The following is a 20,826-nucleotide window of genomic DNA, read 5'->3' on the forward strand; positions in this document are numbered from 1 at the left end:
TGAACCGTATTTGGAGCTAAAGTCGTTGAAGTAGTTGGCGTCGCTGACTTTGGTGTAGTCGACGTTGAAACGCCACACCTGGTCCAGTACGCCAAAGTGTCTCCAGTAGAACATCCAGCGGCGGCTGTCGTTGTCCTCGGGATGCTCATCTTTATAGATTTTATCCGACGGTAAATAGTCGAATTCGAACAGACCGGTACCCGCTTTTGTCAGATAACGGAATTCGTTTTCCCACATAATGCCGCCGCGCTTTTGCATATAGTGCGGCGTGATGGTGGCATCGAAGTTAGGGGCAATATTCCAGTAATACGGTAAATAGAATTCGACGCCGTTCGTGGAGCTATATTTCGCATTCGGGATAAGGAAACCAGAACGACGTTTATCGCCGATCGGCAACTGTAAATAAGGGCTGTAGAAAACCGGCACCGGGCCAATTTTAAAGCGCGCGTTCCAGATTTCCGCGACCTGTTCCTGGCGGTCCTGAATCACTTCACTGCCGACGACGCTCCAGGTATTGGCACCGGGCAGGCAGGAGGTGAAGGTGCCGTTATCCAGAATGGTATAGCGGTTTTCGCCGCGCTGTTTCATCAGGTCTGCGGTGCCGCGGCCCTGGCGGCCCACCATCTGGTAATCTCCTTTCCAGACGTTGGTATCCTTGGTGTTCAGGTTTGACCAGGCTTTTGGACCTGTCAGGATCACCTGGTTATCGTCATAGTGTACATTGCCAAGTGCATCTACCGTGCGGACAGGCGTGGCCTGACCCGGGGCCTCTTTCTGGTGCAGCTGTACCTCGTCCGCCTGCAGACGGCTATTACCCTGGTTAATATCGACATTGCCGGTAAATACGGCATTATCAGGATAATTCCCTTTTGCGTGATCGGCGTTAATGGTGACGGGGAGGTTATTTGCATCGCCCTGCACCAGCGGACGATTATAGGTCGGAACCCCTAGCATACATTGAGATGCGAGGTCGGCGGCCGCGCCTTGCTGACTATACAGGGCGCTGGCGATCATGGTGGCCAGAAGGGTGGGAATACGTTTTTTCATACGTTGTATTTATTGTTCCGTCATCTGTGGCATTGCGGCTGGCAAACGGTCAGAGACTAACGTACTCATCGTTAACGCGCCAGTGTTAATCCTGCCGGTTCAAATCAGTGGCGTTAGGTACTGTGCTGAATGACGAGTATGATAATGCATATTTTAGCTGACGGCATGATGATTTGACCATTTGGGGAGTATATGCAGTATTGGGGAAAAGTGATCGGCGTGGCGGTTGCCTTAATGATGGGCGGCGGTTTTTGGGGCGTGGTGCTGGGATTCCTGATAGGCCACCTGTTTGACCGGGCTCGCAGCCGCCGGCTGAACTGGTTTGCTAATCAGCAGGAGCGCCAGTCGCTCTTTTTTGCCACCACCTTCGAGGTGATGGGGCACCTGACCAAATCGAAAGGGCGCGTGACCGAGGCGGATATTCAGGTCGCCAGCGTGCTGATGGACAGAATGAACCTGCACGGCGACTCGCGGACCGCCGCGCAGCACGCGTTTCGCGTCGGTAAAGCGGATAACTACCCGCTGCGTGAAAAAATGCGCCAGTTGCGCAGCGTCTGCTTTGGTCGCTTTGATCTGATTCGGATGTTTCTGGAAATTCAGATTCAGGCCGCTTTCGCGGACGGGTCATTGCATCCTAACGAGCGTGAAGTGCTGTTTGTCATCGCCGATGAGCTGGGGATCTCTCGCGCCCAGTTCGAGCAGTTCTTGCGTATGATGCAGGGCGGCGCGCAGTTTGGCGGCGGATACCAGCAGCAGTCGCAGTCCGGCGGTGGCTGGCAGCAGGCGCAGCGTGGTCCGACCCTTGAGGATGCCTGCAATGTGCTGGGCGTAAAACCCTCTGACGATGCGACAATCATCAAGCGCGCCTACCGCAAGCTGATGAGCGAACATCACCCGGATAAGCTGGTCGCTAAAGGGTTACCGCCGGAGATGATGGAGATGGCGAAGCAGAAGGCGCAGGAAATTCAGAAAGCCTATGAGCTTATTAAAGAGCAGAAGGGCTTTAAGTAAGTCATCGCTCTCGCCCCGAAGGGCGAGAGCGAGAGGTTAAAAATCCGCGGGCGCTTTGAAGGTCATCGGCGTGCCATACGCCGGATGGGTAATGGTCAGCATCCATGCATGCAGCAGCAGCCGGGGCGCTAATGCCAGCGCCTCGGGCGTGGCGTAAAACTTATCGCCGAGGATCGGGTACCCCAGCGCCTGCATATGTACGCGCAGTTGGTGGGAACGCCCGGTAATTGGTTTTAGCAGGACTCGCGCGGTGTTATCGTCGCCATACTCCTGCACCTGATACTCAGTTTGCGCCGCTTTGCCAGTCTCAAAACAGACTTTCTGTTTTGGGCGGTTCGGCCAGTCGCAGATAAGCGGCAGGTCCACCAGGCCCTCTTCGTGTTGCGGATGACCAAAGACGCGCGCCAGATACTGCTTTTTCGGTTCGCGCTCGCGGAACTGGCGCTTAAGCTCCCGCTCTGCGGCTTTGGTGAGGGCCACCACGATCACGCCGCTGGTCGCCATGTCCAGGCGATGCACGGATTCCGCCTGCGGGAAATCACGCTGCACGCGGGTCATGATACTGTCTTTGTGCTCTTCAAGACGGCCCGGTACGGACAACAAACCGCTCGGCTTGTTGACCACCATAATGTGCTCATCCTGATACAGCACCACAAGCCATGGATCCTGCGGCGGGTTGTAGGCGTCCAACACCATATTCGCTCCTTACTGGTGCGTCACGACGATCAGTCGCAATGCGTCCAGGCGCCAGCCAGCCTGGTTGAGGCTGTCCATCACCTGCTGACGGTTGCTCTCGATGGCGTCGAGCTCGTCGTCGCGGATGTTCGGGTTCACTGCTTTCAGCGCTTCCAGTCGCGACAGTTCCGCGCTCAGCTTTTCGTCCGCTTCACGGCGGGCGGCATCAATCAGCGTGCGCGCGGCTTTCTCAACCTGCGCTTCGCCCTGCTGCAGAATTGCGTGAACGTCCTGCTGCACCGCATTCACCAGCTTGCTGCCGGTATGACGGTTAACGGCGCTCAGCTGGCGGTTAAAGCTTTCAAACTCGACCTGGGCTGCCAGGTTGTTGCCGGTTTTATCCACCAGCATTCGCACCGGCGTCGGCGGCAGGAAACGGTGCAGCTGCAGCTGTTTCGGCGCCTGCGCTTCCACCACGTAAATCAGCTCCAGCAGCAGGGTGCCTACCGGCAGGGCTTTGTTTTTCAGCAGCGAAATGGTGCTGCTGCCGGTATCGCCGGAGAGGATAAGATCCAGGCCGTTGCGGATAAGCGGGTGCTCCCAGGTGATGAACTGCGCATCTTCGCGGGACAGCGCCACATCGCGCTCAAAGGTAATGGTACAGCCGTCTTCCGGCAGACCCGGGAAATCCGGCACCAGCATATGGTCGGATGGGGTCAGCACAATCAGGTTTTCGCCGCGATCATCCTGGTTGATGCCGATGATATCAAACAGGTTCATGGCAAAGTTAATCAGGCCAGTATCGTCATCTTGCTCTTCAATGCTTCCGGCAAGCGCCTGCGCTTTTTCACCGCCGTTGGAGTTGATTTCCAGCAGTCGATCGCGGCCTTGTTCCAGCTGCGCTTTCAGCGCGTCGTGCTGCTCGCGGCAGGCTTTGATCAGCTCGTCAAACCCGTCGGTGGTTTCCGGCGCAGCAAGGTAGTTAATGAGCTGCGCGTGGACGCTATCGTAAATGGTGCGACCGGTCGGGCAGGTGTGTTCGAACGCGTCCAGGCCTTCGTGATACCAGCGCACCAGCACGGATTGCGCGGTTTTTTCCAGATAAGGAACGTGGATCTGGATATCGTGCGCCTGACCGATACGATCCAGACGGCCGATACGCTGCTCCAGCAGATCCGGGTTAAACGGCAGGTCGAACATCACCAGATGGCTGGCGAACTGGAAGTTACGGCCTTCAGAACCGATTTCAGAACACAGCAGCACCTGCGCGCCGGTATCTTCCTCGGCAAACCAGGCGGCGGCGCGGTCGCGTTCGATGATGGACATGCCTTCATGGAAGACGGCGGCGCGAATACCTTCGCGCTCGCGCAGCACCTGCTCAAGCTGTAGCGCGGTGGCGGCTTTGGCGCAGATAACCAGCACCTTTTGCGAACGATGGCTGGTCAGGTAGCCCATCAGCCACTCGACGCGCGGGTCGAAGTTCCACCAGGTACCGCTGTCGCCTTCAAACTCCTGATAGATTTGCTCCGGGTAGAGCATATCGCGGGCGCGGTCTTCTGCGGTTTTGCGCGCCCCCATAATGCCGGAGACCTTAATCGCCGTCTGGTATTGCATCGGCAGCGGCAGCTTAATAGTGTGCAGTTCGCGTTTCGGGAAGCCCTTGACGCCGTTACGGGTGTTGCGGAACAGCACGCGGCTGGTGCCGTGGCGGTCCATCAGCATAGCGATCAGTTCCTGACGCGCGCTGTCGGCATCCGCGCTTTCGCTGTTCGCTGCCTGTAGCAGCGGTTCGATATCCTGTTCGCCAATCAGGTCGCCGAGCGTGTTGAGCTCAGTATCGCTGAGTTTCTTACCTGCCAGCAGCATCGCCACAGCGTCCGCCACCGGACGATAGTTCTTCTGCTCTTCCACGAACTGGGTGAAATCGTGGAAACGGTTCGGGTCCAGCAGGCGCAGACGCGCGAAGTGGCTCTCCATGCCGAGCTGCTCCGGCGTTGCCGTCAGCAGCAGTACGCCGGGCACGCGTTCGGCCAGCTGTTCGATGGCCTGGTATTCGCGACTTGGGGCCTCTTCGCTCCACACCAGGTGGTGCGCCTCGTCGACGACCATGATGTCCCATTCGGCATCGCACAGGTGTTCAAGACGCTGCTTACTGCGGCGAACGAAATCCAGCGAGCAGATAACCAGCTGTTCGGTTTCAAACGGGTTGTCGGCGTCGTGCTGGGCTTCGGCATAGCGCTCGTCATCAAACAGGGAGAAGCGCAGGTTAAAGCGGCGCAGCATCTCCACCAGCCATTGGTGCTGCAGGGTTTCCGGAACAATCACCAGCACGCGATCGGCGGCGCCAGCGAGCAGCTGTTGATGCAGGATCATCCCGGCTTCAATGGTTTTACCCAGACCCACTTCGTCCGCCAGCAGTACGCGCGGCGCATGGCGACGACCGACGTCATGTGCGATATGCAACTGATGGGGAATCAGGCTGGTGCGCTGGCCGCGCAGGCCGCTCCACGGCATGCGGTACTGTTCGCTATGGTACTTACGGGCGCGATAGCGCAGGGCAAAGCGATCCATACGGTCGATTTGTCCGGCGAACAGGCGGTCCTGCGGTTTGCTGAAGACCAGCTTGCTGTCGAGCAGCACTTCTCGCAGCACCACGTCGGTTTCCTGCGTGTCGAGACGGGTGCCGGTATACGCCAGCAGCCCTTTTTCTTCTTTTACATCGTCAATGCGCAGCTGCCAGCCTTCGTGGCTGGTCACCGTGTCGCCCGGGTTGAACATGACGCGGGTGATGGGAGAGTCGTTACGCGCGTACAGACGGTTTTCACCGGTTGCCGGGAAAAGGAGAGTGACCATGCGCGCATCCAGCGCTACGACTGTCCCTAATCCCAGTTCGCTTTCTGTGTCGCTAATCCAGCGCTGACCAAGTGTAAAAGGCATATATTCGGCTCTATATCTTTAATTGCAGGCAATAGTTCATCACCGCCAGCACAACCAGCGGTAAGTCAACATTGGGTCCAGGAATGGAAAGGGCGCTATGGTACTGGAAGCCAGTGATTTCGTCACGCGTCAAAATAGCCCCAGTTGCCCTGTCAGTATTGTAGCAAAATCATCATCGACAAAGGGGAGTATTCCTTCCGCGACCGGTTCTAATTGTTTAGATAAATAGTGGTCATAGTCGAGCGGCGACTGCTGATAGCTTACCGGCTCTGCTCCGCCGGTGGTCCAGACGTATTTGATCGTGCCGCGCTGCTGGTACTGCAGGGGGCGCCCGCGTCTGGCGTTCTCGTCGTCAGCCAGTCTTGCGGCGCGCACGTGCGGCGGTATATTGCGCTGATATTCGGCGAGCGGGCGGCGCAGTTGCTTACGGTACACCAGTTGCTCATCAAGCCTGCCTGCCATCAGGTTGTCGATAGTCGTGCGGATGAAATCCTGATACGGCTCATGGCGAAAGATGCGGCGGTACAGCTCCTGCTGAAACTGTTGCGCCAGCGGCGTCCAGTCGGTGCGTACCGTTTCAAGCCCTTTGAACACCAGTCGTTGTTCATCGCCGTTCTGGATCATTCCGGCATAGCGCTTCTTGCTGCCAGTCTCCGTGCCACGGATGGTCGGCATCAGGAAGCGGCAGAAATGGGTTTCGAACTCCAGTTCCATGGCGCTGGTGAGCCCTTCTGCTGCCAGCGTTTTCGCCCACCAGTCGTTGACGAAAGCCACCAGTTGTCTGCCAATCGCCGCCGCTTCCTCTTCGCCATGGGCGCGTTTGAGCCAGACGAAGGTTGAGTCGGTGTCGCCGTAAATCACATCATAGCCCTGTGACTCAATCAGCGCTTTGGTCTGGCGCATGATCGCGTGCCCGCGCATGGTGATCGACGAGGCGAGGCGGGGATCGAAAAAACGGCAGGCGCTGGTGCCCAGCACGCCGTAAAAGGCGTTCATGATGATCTTCAGCGCCTGGGACAGCGGTTTGTTGTGGTGGGCTTTGGCATCGTCGCGCCCGTGCCAGATCTGGCTGACGATCCCCGGCAAACAGTGTTTGTCGCGTGAGAACCATGCCCCAAGAAAACCTTCGGTGCTGTGGGTGGGATCCGGCTGCGCCATCCCTTCAATAAGGCCGACGGGGTCGATAAGAAAGGTGCGAATGATCGACGGGTACAGGCTTTTATAATCCAGCACCAGTACGGAGTCGTATAGCCCTGGCCGCGAATCCATCACATAGCCGCCGGGGCTGGCCTGCGGCGGAACCTCGCCGAGATTTGGCGCAACATAGCCCAGCCGGTGCATGCGCGGAAAATAGAGGTGGCTAAAGGCGGCGACCGAGCCGCCGTGGCGATCGGCGGGCAGCCCGTTGACCGTGGCGCGCTCAAGCAAAAACGGCATGATTTCGGTTTTGTGGAAAATCCGCGTCACCAGCTCGCAGTCTTTCAGGTTATAGGTGGCGAGCGCTGGTTTATCTTCGGCGAAGCGACGGTCGATTTCGTCCATTCGGTCCCAGGGATTGTCGATCGATTTCCCTTCGCCGAGCAGTTCCTGCGACACCGACTCCAGTGAAAAGGAGGCGAAGCTCCAGAACGCCGACTTCAGCGCCTCAATGCCGTCGATAATGAGCCGACCATTGACCTGGGCAAAGAAGACGCCGTTTTTGAAACCGTGCTCGCGCCATTCAATCTCGGTATTGCCGCGCCCCAGCATCAGGGGAATTCGGTAACGTTCGGCATGTTTTTGCAGCACGCGGAGATCGAACTGCACCAGGTTCCAGCCAATGATGACGTCCGGGTCGTGGGTGGCGAACCAGGCGTTGAGTTTTTCCAGCAATTGCGGGCGGCTGGCGACGTACTCCAGCTGAAAATCGCAGCCCGCCGCATCGCCGTTTTCCGGCCCCAGCATATAGACGACCCGCTGACCGCAGCCTTCGAGACCGATGCAGTAGAGTTCGCCGTGGCGCGTTGTTTCGATATCCAGCGACGCCCATTTCAGCGGTGGGCGATAGTGGGGGTTGGGCTTGAGCCGGGCACCGGTCAGCACGTTATCCTGACGCTCGCCTTCCACCCACACCGGCGCGGTGATAAACCGCTCCATCAGATAGCGTTCCGGCGGGCGAATATCGGCTTCATAGACGGTGATGCCTGCTTCCCGCAGCAGCTTTTCGAGGCGCATCAACTGACGGTGCGAACGGCAGTAAAGACCAAAGACCGGCTGACGGTGAAAATCCTGCAACGCCAGCGGCGCCAGGCGGGCGTCCCGCTCGCTATGCAGCAGGCGTTCCGCCTGCGCGCGCTGGAATTCGGGAATAAAGGCCACAGACTCCTGCGGCGGCAGCGTCACCTGCAGCGGGCCGTCGTCGGTCGCCAGCCAGAATGACACCTCGGTGCCCTGCGGCGTATCCCGCCAGTGGCGGGTTAATAAAAAGCCTTCTCGCGCCTGGGTCACGTCGATCGCTCATTCAGCAAAAAACCAGGCCTGATTATAGCCTGGTTTGTCTGGTTTTGCTGTGGTTTTATACAGTTATTCTACTGGCCGTAATACGCTTTAGCGCCGTGCTTGCGCAGATAATGCTTGTCCAGCAGCGTCTGCTGCATCTCAGGTAACTGCGGCGTAAGCTGGTGGCAGAAGATCCCCATATAGGCGACCTCTTCCAGTACGATGGCGTTATGTACCGCATCTTCGGCGTTCTTGCCCCAGGCGAATGGACCGTGAGAATGCACCAGTACGCCAGGCATCTGTGCGGCATCGAGCCCCTGCGCGGCGAACGTTTCAACGATAACCTTACCGGTTTCCCATTCATACTCGCCGTTGATTTCCGTGTCGGTCATTTTGCGGGTGCAGGGGATAGCGCCGTAGAAATAGTCCGCATGCGTGGTGCCGGTGGCCGGAATGGCCAACCCCGCCTGCGCCCAGATGGTGGCATGGCGCGAGTGGGTATGCACAATGCCGCCAATCGTGGGAAACGCCTGGTACAGCAGCCGGTGCGTCGGCGTATCCGATGACGGTTTCTTGCGGCCTTCCACCACCTCGCCGGTCTCCAGACTGACGACCACTATATCGTCAGCGGTCATCTGACGGTAGTCGACGCCGGAGGGTTTAATAACGAAAACGCCGCGCGCGCGGTCGACGGCGCTGACGTTGCCCCACGTCAGCGTGACCAGGTGGTGTTCCGGTAGCGCCAGATTGGCGTCAAGGACCTGGCGTTTGAGATCTTCAAGCATGTTTTCCCCTCGCTCAGGCCCTCTCACGTAAGGGAGAGGGCGCCGGTTTACTGGCGTTTGCCGCCGTAATACACCTCATTCCAGCGCAGCGCATCTTTAAAGGCCGGTAGTCGGGTGTCGTTATCGATAACCGTCAGCTCAATGTCATGCAACTCGCTGAACTGACGCATATCCTCCAGCGTCAGCGCGTGGCTGAAGACGGTATGGTGCGCGCCGCCAGCGATGATCCAGGCTTCAGAGGCCGTTTGCAGGTCCGGCTGCGCTTTCCACAGGGCGTTCGCCACCGGCAGTTTCGGCAGGCTGTGCGGCGTTTTTACGGTTTCAATGGTGTTAACCAGCAGGCGGAAACGGTCGCCCAGATCGATAAGGCTGGCGACGATGCCCGGGCCGGTTTTGGTGTCGAAGATAAGGCGGGCCGGATCGGCCTTGCCGCCGATGCCGAGGTACTGCACGTCGAGGACCGGTTTCTCGTCGGTGGCGATTGTCGGACACACTTCCAGCATATGCGATCCCAGCACCAGATCGTTGCCGTGATCGAAGTGGTAGGTGTAGTCCTCCATAAACGAGGTGCCGCCCGGCAGGCTGGTCGACATCACTTTCATGATGCGCAGCAGGGCGGCGGTTTTCCAGTCGCCTTCACCGGCAAAGCCGTAACCTTGCTGCATTAAGCGCTGTACGGCGAGGCCGGGAAGCTGCTTCAGGCCATGGAGGTCTTCAAATGTGGTGGTAAAGGCATGGAAACCGCCCTGCTGCAAAAACCGCTTCATGCCGAGCTCAATGCGCGCCGCGTCCAGCACGTTCTGGCGCTTATCGCCTTTCACCTGCGCGGCAGGCGTCAGGCGGTAGCGGCTTTCATATTCATCCACCAGCGCGCTGACATCGCCATCGGCAATCTCGTTCACCACCTGCACCAGATCGCCAACGCCCCAGGTGTTGACTGAGAAGCCGAATTTGATCTGTGCGGCAACCTTATCGCCGTCGGTAACCGCCACTTCACGCATGTTGTCGCCAAAACGCACCACTTTCAGGTGACGGGTATCCTGAGTGGATACCGCCTGACGCATCCAGGAGCCGATGCGCTGTTGCGCCTGCGGGTCCTGCCAGTGGCCGGTGACCACGCTGTGGTTCAGGCGCATGCGCGCGCCGATGAAGCCGAATTCGCGGCCGCCATGCGCGGTTTGGTTCAGGTTCATAAAGTCCATGTCAATGCTGTCCCACGGCAGCGCGGCATTGAACTGGGTGTGGAACTGCAGCAGCGGTTTGTTGAGGATGCTCAGGCCGTTAATCCACATTTTCGCCGGTGAGAAGGTGTGGAGCCACACCACCAACCCCGCGCATTTGTCGCTGTAGTTGGCATCCCGGCAGATATGGGTAATTTCATCCGGCGTGGTGCCAAGCGGTTTCAGGACCAGTCTACAGGGTAGCTTGCCTTCCGCGTTCAGGGCATTCACCACGTGTTCCGCGTGCTGGGTAACCTTATGCAGCGCCTCAGGGCCGTACAGATGCTGACTGCCGATGACAAACCACACTTCATAGTCGTTAAAAATCGTCATGTTCCTGTCCTTAATGAGTCTGCGCGGCCGGTGCGTTTTTTACCGGCGCGGCGTCGGGGAGGTAATGCTGTTCTGCGCTGTTCGCCCACTGCAGATAGCGCTGGTAAAGCTGCTCAAAGCGCTGCGCCTGTACGGGACGAGGCTGCAGGGTGCTTTCGATTCGGCTGGCCATCTTCTGCTGCGCGGTGGGGATATCGGTGTGAACGCCAGCGGCGACGGCGGCGAAAATCGCGGCGCCCAGCGCACAGCACTGATCGGAGGCGACAATCTGCAGCGGTCGGTTGAGCACGTCGCAGCAGGTCTGCATGATGACCGGGTTTTTACGCGCAATGCCGCCCAGCGCCATCACGCCGTTGACGGTGATCGCCTGATGGGTAAAGCACTCCATGATGGCGCGAGCGCCAAACGCGGTCGCGGCGATAAGCCCGCCGAACAGCGCCGGAGCGTCTGTCGCCAGGTTAAGATCGGTAATGACGCCCTTCAGCCGTTGGTTCGCGTTGGGGGTGCGGCGGCCGTTAAACCAGTCGAGCACCACCGGCAGGTGCGCCAGCGACGGATTGTCGGCCCAGGCCTCGGTGAGGGCGGGTAGCAGCTGTTTCTGGCTTGCTTTGATTTGCTCGGCGAGCTCCGGATGCTGCGCGAGAAGCTGCTCAAGCGGCCAGCCAAGAAGGCGGCCAAACCAGGCATAGATATCGCCAAAGGCTGATTGCCCGGCCTCCAGCCCGATAAAGTCCGGTACGACGCTGCCGTCCACCTGCCCGCAAATCCCCTGAACCGCCCGTTCGCCGACGCTGGCCTTATCGGCGATCAGAATGTCGCAGGTCGAGGTGCCGATGACTTTTACCAGGGTGTTCGGCTGCGCGCCCGCGCCGACGGCGCCCATATGGCAGTCGAACGCGCCGCCGGAAATCACCACTGTCTCCGGTAATCCAAGCCGCTGCGCCCACTCGGCGCACAGGGTGCCGACTGGCACATCGGCGGTCCAGGTCTCGGTAAACAACGGGTAGTCGAGATGCTGATTAATTAACGGGTCCAGGCGGTCAAAGAAGCTGGCCGGAGGCAGGCCTCCCCAACTGTCGTGCCACAGGGATTTGTGCCCGGCGCTGCAGCGGCCGCGGCGAATATCCTGCGGGCGGGTGGTGCCGGAAAGCAGTGCCGGAACCCAGTCGCACAGCTCGATCCAGGAGGCGGCGGCCTGCGCCACCCGGCGGTCCTGACGGGTGACATGGAGAATTTTCGCCCAGAACCACTCGCTGGAATAAACGCCGCCGATATAGCGTGAGTAGTCCACGTCGCCCGGCTGGTGACACAGACGGGTGATCGCTTCGGCTTCCTCAACCGCCGTATGATCCTTCCACAGTACGAACATGGCGTTGGGGTTATCGGCAAACTCCGGGCGCAGCGCCAGCACGTTGCCGTGCTCGTCAATGGGTGCAGGCGTAGAGCCGGTGCTGTCGACGCCGATGCCGATGACGCTGGCGCGTCCGGGCTCGTCCAGTTCGCTGAGTACCTGCGTTAACGCCGCCTCCATCGCCTCAATGTAATCAAGGGGGTGATGGCGGAACTGGTTGTTGGGCGCATCGCAAAAGCGTCCCTCCTGCCAGCGGGGATACCATTCTACGGCGGTCGCTATTTCCTGGCCGGTGGCGCAATCCACCGCCAGCGCTCGCACCGAGTCACTGCCAAAATCGAGGCCTATCGCTATTGCCATCCTGGTTGCTCCCTACAAAAACGGACATGCAGCAACAGTAGATTTCGGCGGAAAAAAGCGTCAGGTTTGAACCGCTAATCTTATGGACGATATTGCTGTAACGAGGCAAAGTGTGACGTCGTGCAAATATTCTTTCAGGCTGCTTTTGCCTTTTACGCTTCGCTGGCAATATGGACAATTGATTTCCCCTGAGCGCGATGATGGAGATTTTTCATGGCTGAAACGCAAAATGATCCTCTGTTACCTGGCTACTCATTTAATGCCCACCTGGTCGCGGGATTAACGCCGATTGAGGCCGACGGCTATCTCGATTTTTTCATCGACCGACCGCTGGGTATGAAAGGCTATATTCTCAACCTGACCGTGCGCGGGGAGGGGGTTATCAACAACCAGGGGAATCAGTTCGTGTGCCGCCCCGGCGATATGGTGCTGTTTCCGCCGGGAGAAATTCACCACTATGGCCGCCATCCGCTGGCCCAGGAGTGGTATCACCAGTGGGTTTACTTTCGCCCGCGCGCCTACTGGCATGAATGGCTGACATGGCCGACGCTGTTCGCGCAGACCGGGTTTTACCGCCCCAACGAGGCGCATCAGGCGCAGTTTGCCGGGTTATTCGGGCAAATTATCGAGGCCGGGCAGGGGGCCGGGCGCTATTCCGAACTGCTGGCGATCAACCTGCTGGAACAGCTGCTGCTGCGGCGGGTGGAGGCCATCAATGAATCCCTGCATCCGCCGATGGACAACCGCGTCCGCGACGCCTGTCAGTACATTAGCGATCATCTGGCGGACAGCCAGTTTGATATCGCAAGCGTCGCGCAGCACGTCTGCCTGTCTCCGTCGCGCCTGTCCCATCTTTTCCGCCAGCAGCTTGGCGTCAGCGTGTTGAGCTGGCGCGAAGACCAGCGTATCAGCCAGGCCAAACTGCTGCTCAGCACCACCCGCATGCCGATCGCCAGCGTCGGGCGCAACGTCGGGTTTGAAGATCAGCTCTACTTTTCCCGCGTATTTAAAAAATGCACCGGCGCCAGCCCCAGCGAATTCCGCGCTGGTGTTAGTAACGTGTGAAAAAAAAGTGAACCAGAAAGCCAGTTCCGGCATCGAACCTGTAAACTATTCAGACAATTGATGGCTTGACGATGTCGCCATCGCTCTGGAAAATCCCTGCTTCTTTTACCAACCGGATGCCTTATGCAAGCTTTGCTGGAACATTTTATCACCCAGTCGGTGATGTACTCGTTGATTGCTGTGGCGCTGGTCGCGTTTCTGGAATCACTGGCGCTGGTGGGGCTTATCCTGCCGGGCACCGTGATGATGGCGGGACTCGGGGCGCTTATCGGCAGCGGCGATGTAAACTTCTGGCAGGCGTGGCTGGCAGGCATGACCGGCTGTCTGATGGGCGACTGGATCTCCTTCTGGCTCGGCTGGCGCTTTAAAAAACCGCTGCACCGCTTGTCGTTCATGAAAAAGAACAAAGCGTTGCTTGATAAAACCGAGCATGCCCTGCATCAGCACAGCATGGTGACTATCCTGATTGGCCGTTTTGTCGGGCCAACGCGTCCGCTGGTGCCGATGGTGGCCGGGATGCTCAGTCTGCCGGTCATGAAATTCGTGCTGCCCAATATCATTGGCTGCTTGCTCTGGCCGCCGGTCTACTTTTTGCCGGGGATCCTCGCCGGGGCCGCCATCGGTATTCCGGCGGACGCGCACAGCGGCAGCTTTAAGTGGCTGCTGCTGCTGGCGGCGCTGCTGCTGTGGCTCGCGGTCTGGCTTTGCTGGCGCCTGTGGCGCAGCGGCAAATCCGGTATCGACAAGCTGACCCGTTATCTGCCCCGCGCCCGGCTGCTGTGGCTCTCGCCGCTGATGCTCGGGTTGGGCGCGGCGGCGCTGGTGGCGCTGCTGCGCCACCCGCTCATGCCGGTTTATCTTGAAATTTTAGGCAAGGTCGTCAGCCGCTGAGGCTGCGTCACAGCCCCAGGAGCGGCGAGGCGCTGGCCTTTCCGCTTAACAGGTCGGCGGTGGGGCCGTCCCAGGCGATGCGTCCTTCAGCCACCACCAGCGAGCGCGCGGCGATGCGCGCGGCGTCCTCGACGCTGTGGGAGACCATCAGCAGCGTTAACTGCTGGCGGCGGCAAACATCGCCGACCAGCTGCAGCATCTCCTGACGCAGCGCCGGGTCGAGCGCGGAAAACGGTTCATCCAGCAGCAGCACCGGCTGTTCGCGCACCAGACAGCGCGCCAGCGCCGCCCGTTGCCGCTGCCCGCCGGAAAGCTCACCCGGCAGCCTGTCCAGCAGTGTGGTAATGTTCATCTGCGCGGCGATCGTCTCCAGCGTGTTCCGCTGCTGCGCGCTGAGGCGTAAGCCTGGTGTCATCCCCAGCCCGATGTTCTGATGAATGGTCAGGTGGCTGAACAGATTATTTTCCTGAAACAGCATGGATACCGGTCGTTTCGACGGCGGGGTATGGGTGTGGTCCTGTCCCGCTATCGTCAGCGTGCCGCTGGCCGGCGCCAGAAAACCGGCAATCAGGTTCAGCAGCGTGCTTTTCCCCGCGCCGCTGGGGCCAAGCACGGCAATCTGCTCGCCGGGGTTCGCTGCGAAGGTAAAACGCATCGGCAAATGTTGATACAGCCAGGTGATATCATTGAGTTTTAGCATCGCGGCCCGGTAGTTTCTCGATCACGGTAAAAAGCACGAAGCAGAGCAGCAGCAGCAGGAGAGCCGTTACGGCGCCGTCCTGGCTGCGGTAAGCGCCAATCTGCTGATAAAGATAGAAGGGCAGCGTGCGGAAGTCATCGTTGCCGAACAGCGCCACAACGCCGAAATCGCCAATCGACAGTACGCAGGCAAACGCCAGCGCCTGCGCCAGCGGCCGCTTGAGGGCGCGCAGCTCCACAACCCGCAGGCGGTTGAGCCCCTGCATGCCCAGCGACTGGCACAGCGGGCCATAGCGGGCGGTGATGTCCCGCATGGGGGTTTCCAGCACCTTCAGCGCATAGGGGATAGCCATCAGCGCGTTGGTGAAGATGACGATGCCGTCAGCCGAAGCGGGAAGCCCAATGCTGTTGGTGAGCAGCAGGAAAAAGCCGGTGGCCAGCACGATGCCGGGCATCGCCAGAATCAGCGTGCCGCTGAGCTCCATGGTCTGACCGGCCAGCGGATAATGACGCGCGCGAAGCTCGCGGCTGCTCCACAACAGCATCACGGTGAGGATCAGGCTAAGCAGTCCGGCCGCAATGGCGATACGCAGCGAAGTCCAGAGCGCCCGCCAGAGCACCGGGCGCGAAAGCACGTCCGGCAGGTTGCCGTTCACGCCGTCGACCACTACCGCCAGCAGCGGCGGAATGAGCAACAGCAGGGCGAGCGCGATCAACACGCTGTCGGCGATGCGGCTGTGCAGGCGATCGTCAGGATCGCGCCAGCCGCTGTGGTGGGTAAATCCGGGCGCCACCGCTTTGCTCAGCCGCTGGCTGAGCAGCATCAGCCCGAGGCAGCACAGCATCTGGATGAGCGCCAGCATGGCCGCGCGCCCCGGATCGTAGTCAAAACTTAGCGCCTGATAGATGGCAAGCTCAATGGTGGTGGCGTGCGGACCTCCGCCGAGCGACAGCACCGTTGCGAAGCTGGCGAAACAGAGCATAAAAATGAGCGCCGCGACGGGCGGAAGCTGGCGTCGCATCCACGGCCACTCGACGAAGCGGAAGAAGGCGAAACCGCGCATGCCGAGCTGGGCGGCCAGCTGCCGCTGCTCGCCGGGGATCTGCTCAAGCGCCTGCAACAGCAGGCGCGTCGCCATCGGCATATTGAAGAAGACGTGCGCCAGCAGGATGCCCTGCAGGCCATAGGGCGAAAACGTCCATTGCCAACCGGCGGCGTGGAACAGCTGCGCCAGCCAGCCTTGACGGCCATAGACGCTCAGGATGCCGAAGACCGCGACCAGCACCGGCAGAATAAGCGTCATTGCGCACAGGCGCAGCAGCGCCTGACGTCCGGGAAAACGGCGCCGGTAAAGGGCGCGGGCGAGGAATATCGCCGGGAGCACCGACAGCAGCGCCGACAAAAACGCCTGCCAGAAGGAGAAACGCACCACGTGCCAGAGATAGCTGTCCTGCATCAACGCGCCCCACTCTGCCTGCGGCGCATTCATCCAGAGCGCCAGAAAGGCCGCCAGCGCAACGGCCACCATCAGGAGGGTGACCGTCAGTCCCGGGATAAGCCAGCTGGCGATCAGCGGCTGGCGGCGCGAAGCCATGCGTTAATCCAGTTCTGGCGCTCGCTGGCAACCTGTTGCGGCGTATATTCAAGCGTTGTGGCGGGTTTTACCAGGCCGTTAAAGCCTTCCGGCAGCGCGACCTGCGTCACCGGATACATCCAGTTACCGGTCGGGATTGCCGTCTGGAAAGCGGGGGAAACCATAAATTTCAGGAATTTCTCCGCCAGCTCCGGCTGTTTGCTGGCGGCGGTACGGGCGGCGACCTCCACCTGCAGGTAGTGGCCTTCCGCGAAGTTGGCCGCCGCGTAGTTATCTTTCTTCTCTTCGATGATGTGGTAGGCCGGAGAGGTGGTATAGCTTAACACCAGGTCGCTCTCGCCTTTCAGGAACAGGCCGTACGCTTCGCTCCAGCCCTTCGTTACGGTAACGGTTTTCGCGGCCAGCTTTTGCCAGGCGTCCGGCGTCTTATCGCCATACACTTTCTGCATCCACAGCAGCAGGCCAAGGCCCGGGGTGCTGGTGCGCGGATCTTCGTAAATTACCCGCCATTTCTGGTCGCTTTCGACCAGCTCTTTTAAGCTTTTCGGCGGGTTTTTGAGTTTGTTCTTGTCGTAGACAAACGCGAAGTAGCCGTAATCGAACGGTACGAAAGTGTCATTGTTCCAGCCGCCCGGCACGGTGACCGAGGAGGCGGGAACGCCGCTTTTCGCGAACAACCCGGTATCGGTCGCTGCCTGCAGCAGGTTGTTATCCAGCCCCAGTACGATATCCGCTTTGCTGTTTTTGCCCTCCATGCGCAGGCGATTGAGCAGCGATACGCCGTCTTCCAGCGCCACGTACTTCAGCTCACAGCTGCAGTCGGCTTCAAACGCTTTTTTCACCGCAGGCCCCGGCCCCCAGTCGGCGGAAAAGGAGTCATAGGTATAGACGGTCAGAACAGGTTTAGCGAAAACGGGCACGCTTACGATCGCCAGCAACGGCAGGAGTTTTTTCAGCACTTTGCACCTCAGAAATTGGGTGGCAAAGGATTTTGAGTGAGCCTCAAATCCCTTCGCCGAAAAGCAAGTAGTTATTTTGAATCAATAGATTACGCGATTTTTCCAAACACTGTGATAAAGAGCGTACCAACATGAGTATCAGATTCAAAGCAGAAAACTTGCGTTATACCTACCTCCGCAAAGGGATCTACTATGTGCAGATTCCCCTTACTAACGGCAAGCTTTACCGTAAATCCTTACTCACTGACAGCTTGCGCAAAGCGAGTGATCTTATGGCTATTATCCGTCCTCAGATCATGCTTGTGAAGCGTTCCAGAGTAAGTATTGATTCTCTCAATACCCTTGATTGGCTACTTGATCACTCGTCAGATTGGAGAATGGGAGATTAGAAGTAAGTTCAAGAAAGTGAAATAATGAAAGCCAACAAAAACAACATGCTGGCTATCATTTTATTGCTATTGTTTTATGAAATAAACAAAAAACATATAGTCAGGGATTACTAGAAGTAGTCCAATAATCAAAAGAGAAAATTTTATTTTTATCCAAGACGTTTCTTTTTTAGAAAGCCCATGAACGAAAGTATAGTAATCCTTGTTGATGTTTCTAACAAAGAAACTACCTTCTTTGAATATCAGCGGAAGTAGAAAGTAAAGGTCTTTCTGAAAAGTAAAAAGCATTCCACCACTGCGAAACAAAGTGATTTCATTAGGCACATAACCAAACTGTTTATGAAATTTGTCGCATAAGTCCTTATGCTGTTTGTTCTTTAACGTCGAATATGCAAATGCTGAAACAATCATCAACATGCAAAATAACGATAAGGCCACAAAGAAAAATTTCATACTAGTTGCCTTGTGATTCATAAAGAATAGTACCTAGACCTTCACCAACAGATGATAATGCTTCTCCTGTTACATAGCCTCCACCAGTACCAACGATTACACCACAAGCTAATGCACCTACTCCAGCAGCTTCAATTGTTAATGCACCTAAAACGAGAGAACAAATACCAACACCAGCCGCACCACCTGCATAGTTGCCAATGAGCCCCCCTGCAAAGCTACCTACTTCAGTGTATTTCTTTTTAGTACACTCATCTTCACGACCAACAGAACAAGCCTCATTTATTTCATTAATTGAATGAAGGGCACTAAAGCCAATACTCACATAACCAGCGTAGCGCATAGCCTGAATATATTTAGCTGCCCGTTCTAAGTGAGTTGCATAACCTTCAATATCACTGATCCCTGTCTCATTCCATTTATGAGTTATGGATTTAGTTGAAAGACCAAGAGCATTTTTTAAGTTAGTGTATTCACCAAGCTTCATGCCTTTATTAAGGAATCCAACTTTCAGAACACGATCAAGCTCTTTGAACAGTTGAGCACGTCTTACATGGAATTGCTCACCAATCAAAGCGCCTCTTGTCATGTAGGTATTCTTGTAAGTTTCCTGAGTCTCTTTCAGGATCTTCTCTATATTTTCGAAATACTTTCCTACAGGTTCGGCTGATAGGCCAATCCCTTTATCAGCGATGTTAGAGAAGTTAGCTATAGTTGCATAGTGATTATGCAGGAAGTTAGCTTCCTTATGAGTAAGAGGCTCTAACGCTGTATCAATACGTTGTTTAGCTGCTTGCATGTGGGCGATCTGATCACTGTCTTGTTTTTCTGGATCAACCAGAAGCATGATAGAACCCGCTTTATATTTCTTACTCTCTCCATTCAATGAACGGTAAAGTTCTTTTGTTCCCGTTGGCGGTTCACCTTCAAACAAATATCTTTCATAAGCTCCAGTTTCAGCACCATATGGAAGAACACAAAAACCAGCGTCCACTGGTTCACGTTTTTCTTTATGTGGCTTTTTAGTTGTCTGAGCGTGTTGTACTGGTTCCTCTGCCTTAGTTGGTGCTGCCAATGGAGCGGCAGCTACTACAGGAGCAGATTTAACTACTTTCTTCTCTGTATCAAGCCAATATGTAGCATTGAGAAATGACGGAATGAAACTTGAATTACAAGGGCATGTACTACGACTATTCAAAGTACCCGCTGCTGCAACTCCATGAATTGTGTAAGTAGGTATGCCACCTGCTATGTGATAAGTTTTCCCATCTTTACCACACGATACAGAATCACCATTTCTAGCCGTCGCAATTCCACCAAAGCTATGATTAGGTGAACCTGAAAGGATACTACCGCCGCATGTTGTCTTATCCCCAATTCGTAGAAAATGACCAGTCGCCATATTATTATCCTTAATGAGGATTGTTATCTGGTTTAGTTCCGTGAATAGCTGATGATGATACAATCCACATCTGTTTTTCTATAGAGTAAGTGCTAACACATAATTGTGATTTAGAACTCGCAACAGGAGTTTTGGTTACTTGTGCAGATTCTACAGCGTGGTTGGCATGTTCTTTAATATAATCGAAAGGTTGAGCATTGAGAACTTCGATAGATTCACAGTAATTCGAAAATTCTTCATGCCAGTAATCATTCATATACTCAAAATTAGATGTGTCAAAATTAAGAATTACTTTGTTATTTACAGGATCTAATCCATCACTGATTGGGAATGATTCAGGGAATTGCAGGCTACGATAAAGGTCTGTATATAGTTCAAGATTCCTGAAATCGTCTAGTGAGTATCCAAATACAATCATAACATTGTAATGTTCTTTCTGACGGGCTTTCATTGAAATCATCATTTCAGTGACGTTTAGATCAGAGAGAGGATAAACTTTCCACTCTGAATGTGTATCACTTTTATTTAGCACCTCTGCCGCTATTGCTGCATCCAGAACAGAGGTGTAAAGGGCTAGCCCTTGAAAATCACCACCTCCTACCCACTGAGTTTCTAACCACTTAGCACCATCTGGATTCACTGTCATTCGAGCTACTGACCAAAGCAGAGTAGGGCTAATGTAATCGTGTGAACCGGGTGCATAGAAATGAATTTTTTCGCTCATAACTTCCTGTCTTATGCTGATTTTTATTGATTGTTAATCGTACTCCTAAGCAATAGGAATGAGGAAAGAATCATTCCAAGAAACCTCTCAAAGATTAAGGCAATGCTTCTATCCGTGATCTGGTTAACATTGTTTTTCTTGAGAGTTAAAAATTACTTACAGTGGGCTAAATGGTGTGATAATCGGTGTGATTGATTTCGTAGGTAAACTATTTCTTGCAAGTTATGTCTTTGGCGAGTAAACTGCGCCTAAGTTAATGATTCCAGCGTAATTATTCCTTTCAAGTAACTTACTTTGCACCTCAGAATTTAGGGGGGCAAAGGATTTTGAGTGAGCCTCAAATCCCTTCGCCGGCGTTATCCGGATCAGGTTCGACGGGTATCTTCTCAGCACGCACGCCTGTTGGCCTGCAGCACCCCGTTGAGAACGGCGCTATTGTAATGAGTTTGTAA

General features: G+C 56.2%; 16 protein-coding genes and 1 riboswitch. Of the genes, 3 read left to right on the forward strand and 13 right to left on the reverse strand.

Annotated elements, in window-relative coordinates:
• Positions 1–1,047, reverse strand: a 1,047-nt coding sequence (gene lptD, locus JO226_RS20520) for an LPS assembly protein LptD (RefSeq protein WP_296406861.1), incomplete at its 3' end; no start/stop codon positions are given.
• A gap of 192 nt (positions 1,048–1,239) precedes the next feature.
• Here lptD and djlA point away from each other — a divergent pair.
• Complete coding sequence (djlA, locus tag JO226_RS20525; protein ID WP_296406862.1) at positions 1,240–2,058, forward strand: co-chaperone DjlA; 819 nt, start codon at positions 1,240–1,242, stop codon at positions 2,056–2,058.
• 36 nt (positions 2,059–2,094) lie between these two features.
• On the opposite strand, the gene rluA is transcribed toward djlA, so the two are convergent.
• The 7 genes from rluA to araB all read right to left on the reverse strand — a co-directional run bounded on the left by rluA (position 2,095) and on the right by araB (position 12,197).
• Entirely contained in the window at positions 2,095–2,754 is a 660-nt protein-coding gene (gene rluA / locus JO226_RS20530) for a bifunctional tRNA pseudouridine(32) synthase/23S rRNA pseudouridine(746) synthase RluA (RefSeq protein ID WP_296406864.1), read from the reverse strand.
• A gap of 9 nt (positions 2,755–2,763) precedes the next feature.
• Positions 2,764–5,670, reverse strand: coding sequence for an RNA polymerase-associated protein RapA (gene rapA, locus JO226_RS20535; RefSeq protein WP_296406866.1), 2,907 nt, complete (start codon positions 5,668–5,670; stop codon positions 2,764–2,766).
• A gap of 10 nt (positions 5,671–5,680) precedes the next feature.
• The gene (locus tag JO226_RS20540) at positions 5,681–5,803 is read right to left on the reverse strand and encodes a hypothetical protein (protein WP_296406868.1); all 123 of its coding nucleotides are present in this window, start codon (positions 5,801–5,803) and stop codon (positions 5,681–5,683) included.
• A complete protein-coding gene (gene polB, locus JO226_RS20545) occupies positions 5,800–8,157 on the reverse strand; it encodes a DNA polymerase II (protein ID WP_296406870.1) in 2,358 nt (785 codons plus the stop codon). The genes JO226_RS20540 and polB overlap by 4 nt, the downstream gene beginning before the upstream one ends.
• A gap of 80 nt (positions 8,158–8,237) precedes the next feature.
• Entirely contained in the window at positions 8,238–8,933 is a 696-nt protein-coding gene (araD, locus tag JO226_RS20550; RefSeq protein ID WP_296406872.1) for an L-ribulose-5-phosphate 4-epimerase, read from the reverse strand.
• Positions 8,934–8,980: 47 nt separating this feature from the next.
• Entirely contained in the window at positions 8,981–10,486 is a 1,506-nt protein-coding gene (gene araA, locus JO226_RS20555; protein WP_296406874.1) for an L-arabinose isomerase, read from the reverse strand.
• A 10-nt stretch (positions 10,487–10,496) separates the two neighbouring features.
• Positions 10,497–12,197 (reverse strand): ribulokinase, encoded by a 1,701-nt coding sequence (araB, locus tag JO226_RS20560; protein ID WP_296406876.1) that lies wholly within the window; start codon positions 12,195–12,197, stop codon positions 10,497–10,499.
• Between the two features lie 213 nt (positions 12,198–12,410).
• Here araB and araC point away from each other — a divergent pair, with 213 nt between their 5' ends.
• A complete protein-coding gene (gene araC, locus JO226_RS20565) occupies positions 12,411–13,262 on the forward strand; it encodes an arabinose operon transcriptional regulator AraC (RefSeq protein WP_296406878.1) in 852 nt (283 codons plus the stop codon).
• A gap of 123 nt (positions 13,263–13,385) precedes the next feature.
• On the forward strand, positions 13,386–14,153 hold the full coding sequence (locus JO226_RS20570) for a DedA family protein (RefSeq protein ID WP_296406880.1): 768 nt from the start codon (positions 13,386–13,388) through the stop codon (positions 14,151–14,153).
• A 7-nt stretch (positions 14,154–14,160) separates the two neighbouring features.
• Here JO226_RS20570 and thiQ read toward each other — a convergent pair whose 3' ends face one another.
• The 5 genes from thiQ to JO226_RS20595 form a co-directional block, all read right to left on the reverse strand.
• Entirely contained in the window at positions 14,161–14,853 is a 693-nt protein-coding gene (gene thiQ / locus JO226_RS20575; RefSeq protein WP_296406882.1) for a thiamine ABC transporter ATP-binding protein ThiQ, read from the reverse strand.
• Positions 14,837–16,447 carry a thiamine/thiamine pyrophosphate ABC transporter permease ThiP gene (gene thiP, locus JO226_RS20580; protein ID WP_296406884.1) on the reverse strand — a complete coding sequence of 537 codons (1,611 nt, stop codon included), beginning with the start codon at positions 16,445–16,447 and terminating at the stop codon, positions 14,837–14,839. Before thiP ends, thiQ begins: the two co-directional genes overlap by 17 nt.
• On the reverse strand, positions 16,423–17,406 hold the full coding sequence (gene thiB / locus JO226_RS20585; RefSeq protein ID WP_296406886.1) for a thiamine ABC transporter substrate binding subunit: 984 nt from the start codon (positions 17,404–17,406) through the stop codon (positions 16,423–16,425). The genes thiP and thiB overlap by 25 nt, the downstream gene beginning before the upstream one ends.
• 843 nt (positions 17,407–18,249) lie before the next feature.
• Complete coding sequence (locus tag JO226_RS20590; protein WP_296406888.1) at positions 18,250–19,650, reverse strand: PAAR domain-containing protein; 1,401 nt, start codon at positions 19,648–19,650, stop codon at positions 18,250–18,252.
• 10 nt (positions 19,651–19,660) lie between these two features.
• Positions 19,661–20,374: a hypothetical protein gene (locus tag JO226_RS20595; RefSeq protein WP_296406890.1), complete on the reverse strand. Its 714-nt coding sequence runs from the start codon at positions 20,372–20,374 to the stop codon at positions 19,661–19,663.
• Positions 20,375–20,698: 324 nt separating this feature from the next.
• Positions 20,699–20,804: riboswitch (TPP riboswitch) on the reverse strand.
• Between the last annotated feature and the right edge of the window lie 22 nt (positions 20,805–20,826).

Origin of the sequence: Pluralibacter sp. (genome assembly GCF_019237635.1) — a bacterium.
Taxonomy (GTDB): domain Bacteria; phylum Pseudomonadota; class Gammaproteobacteria; order Enterobacterales; family Enterobacteriaceae; genus Enterobacter_B.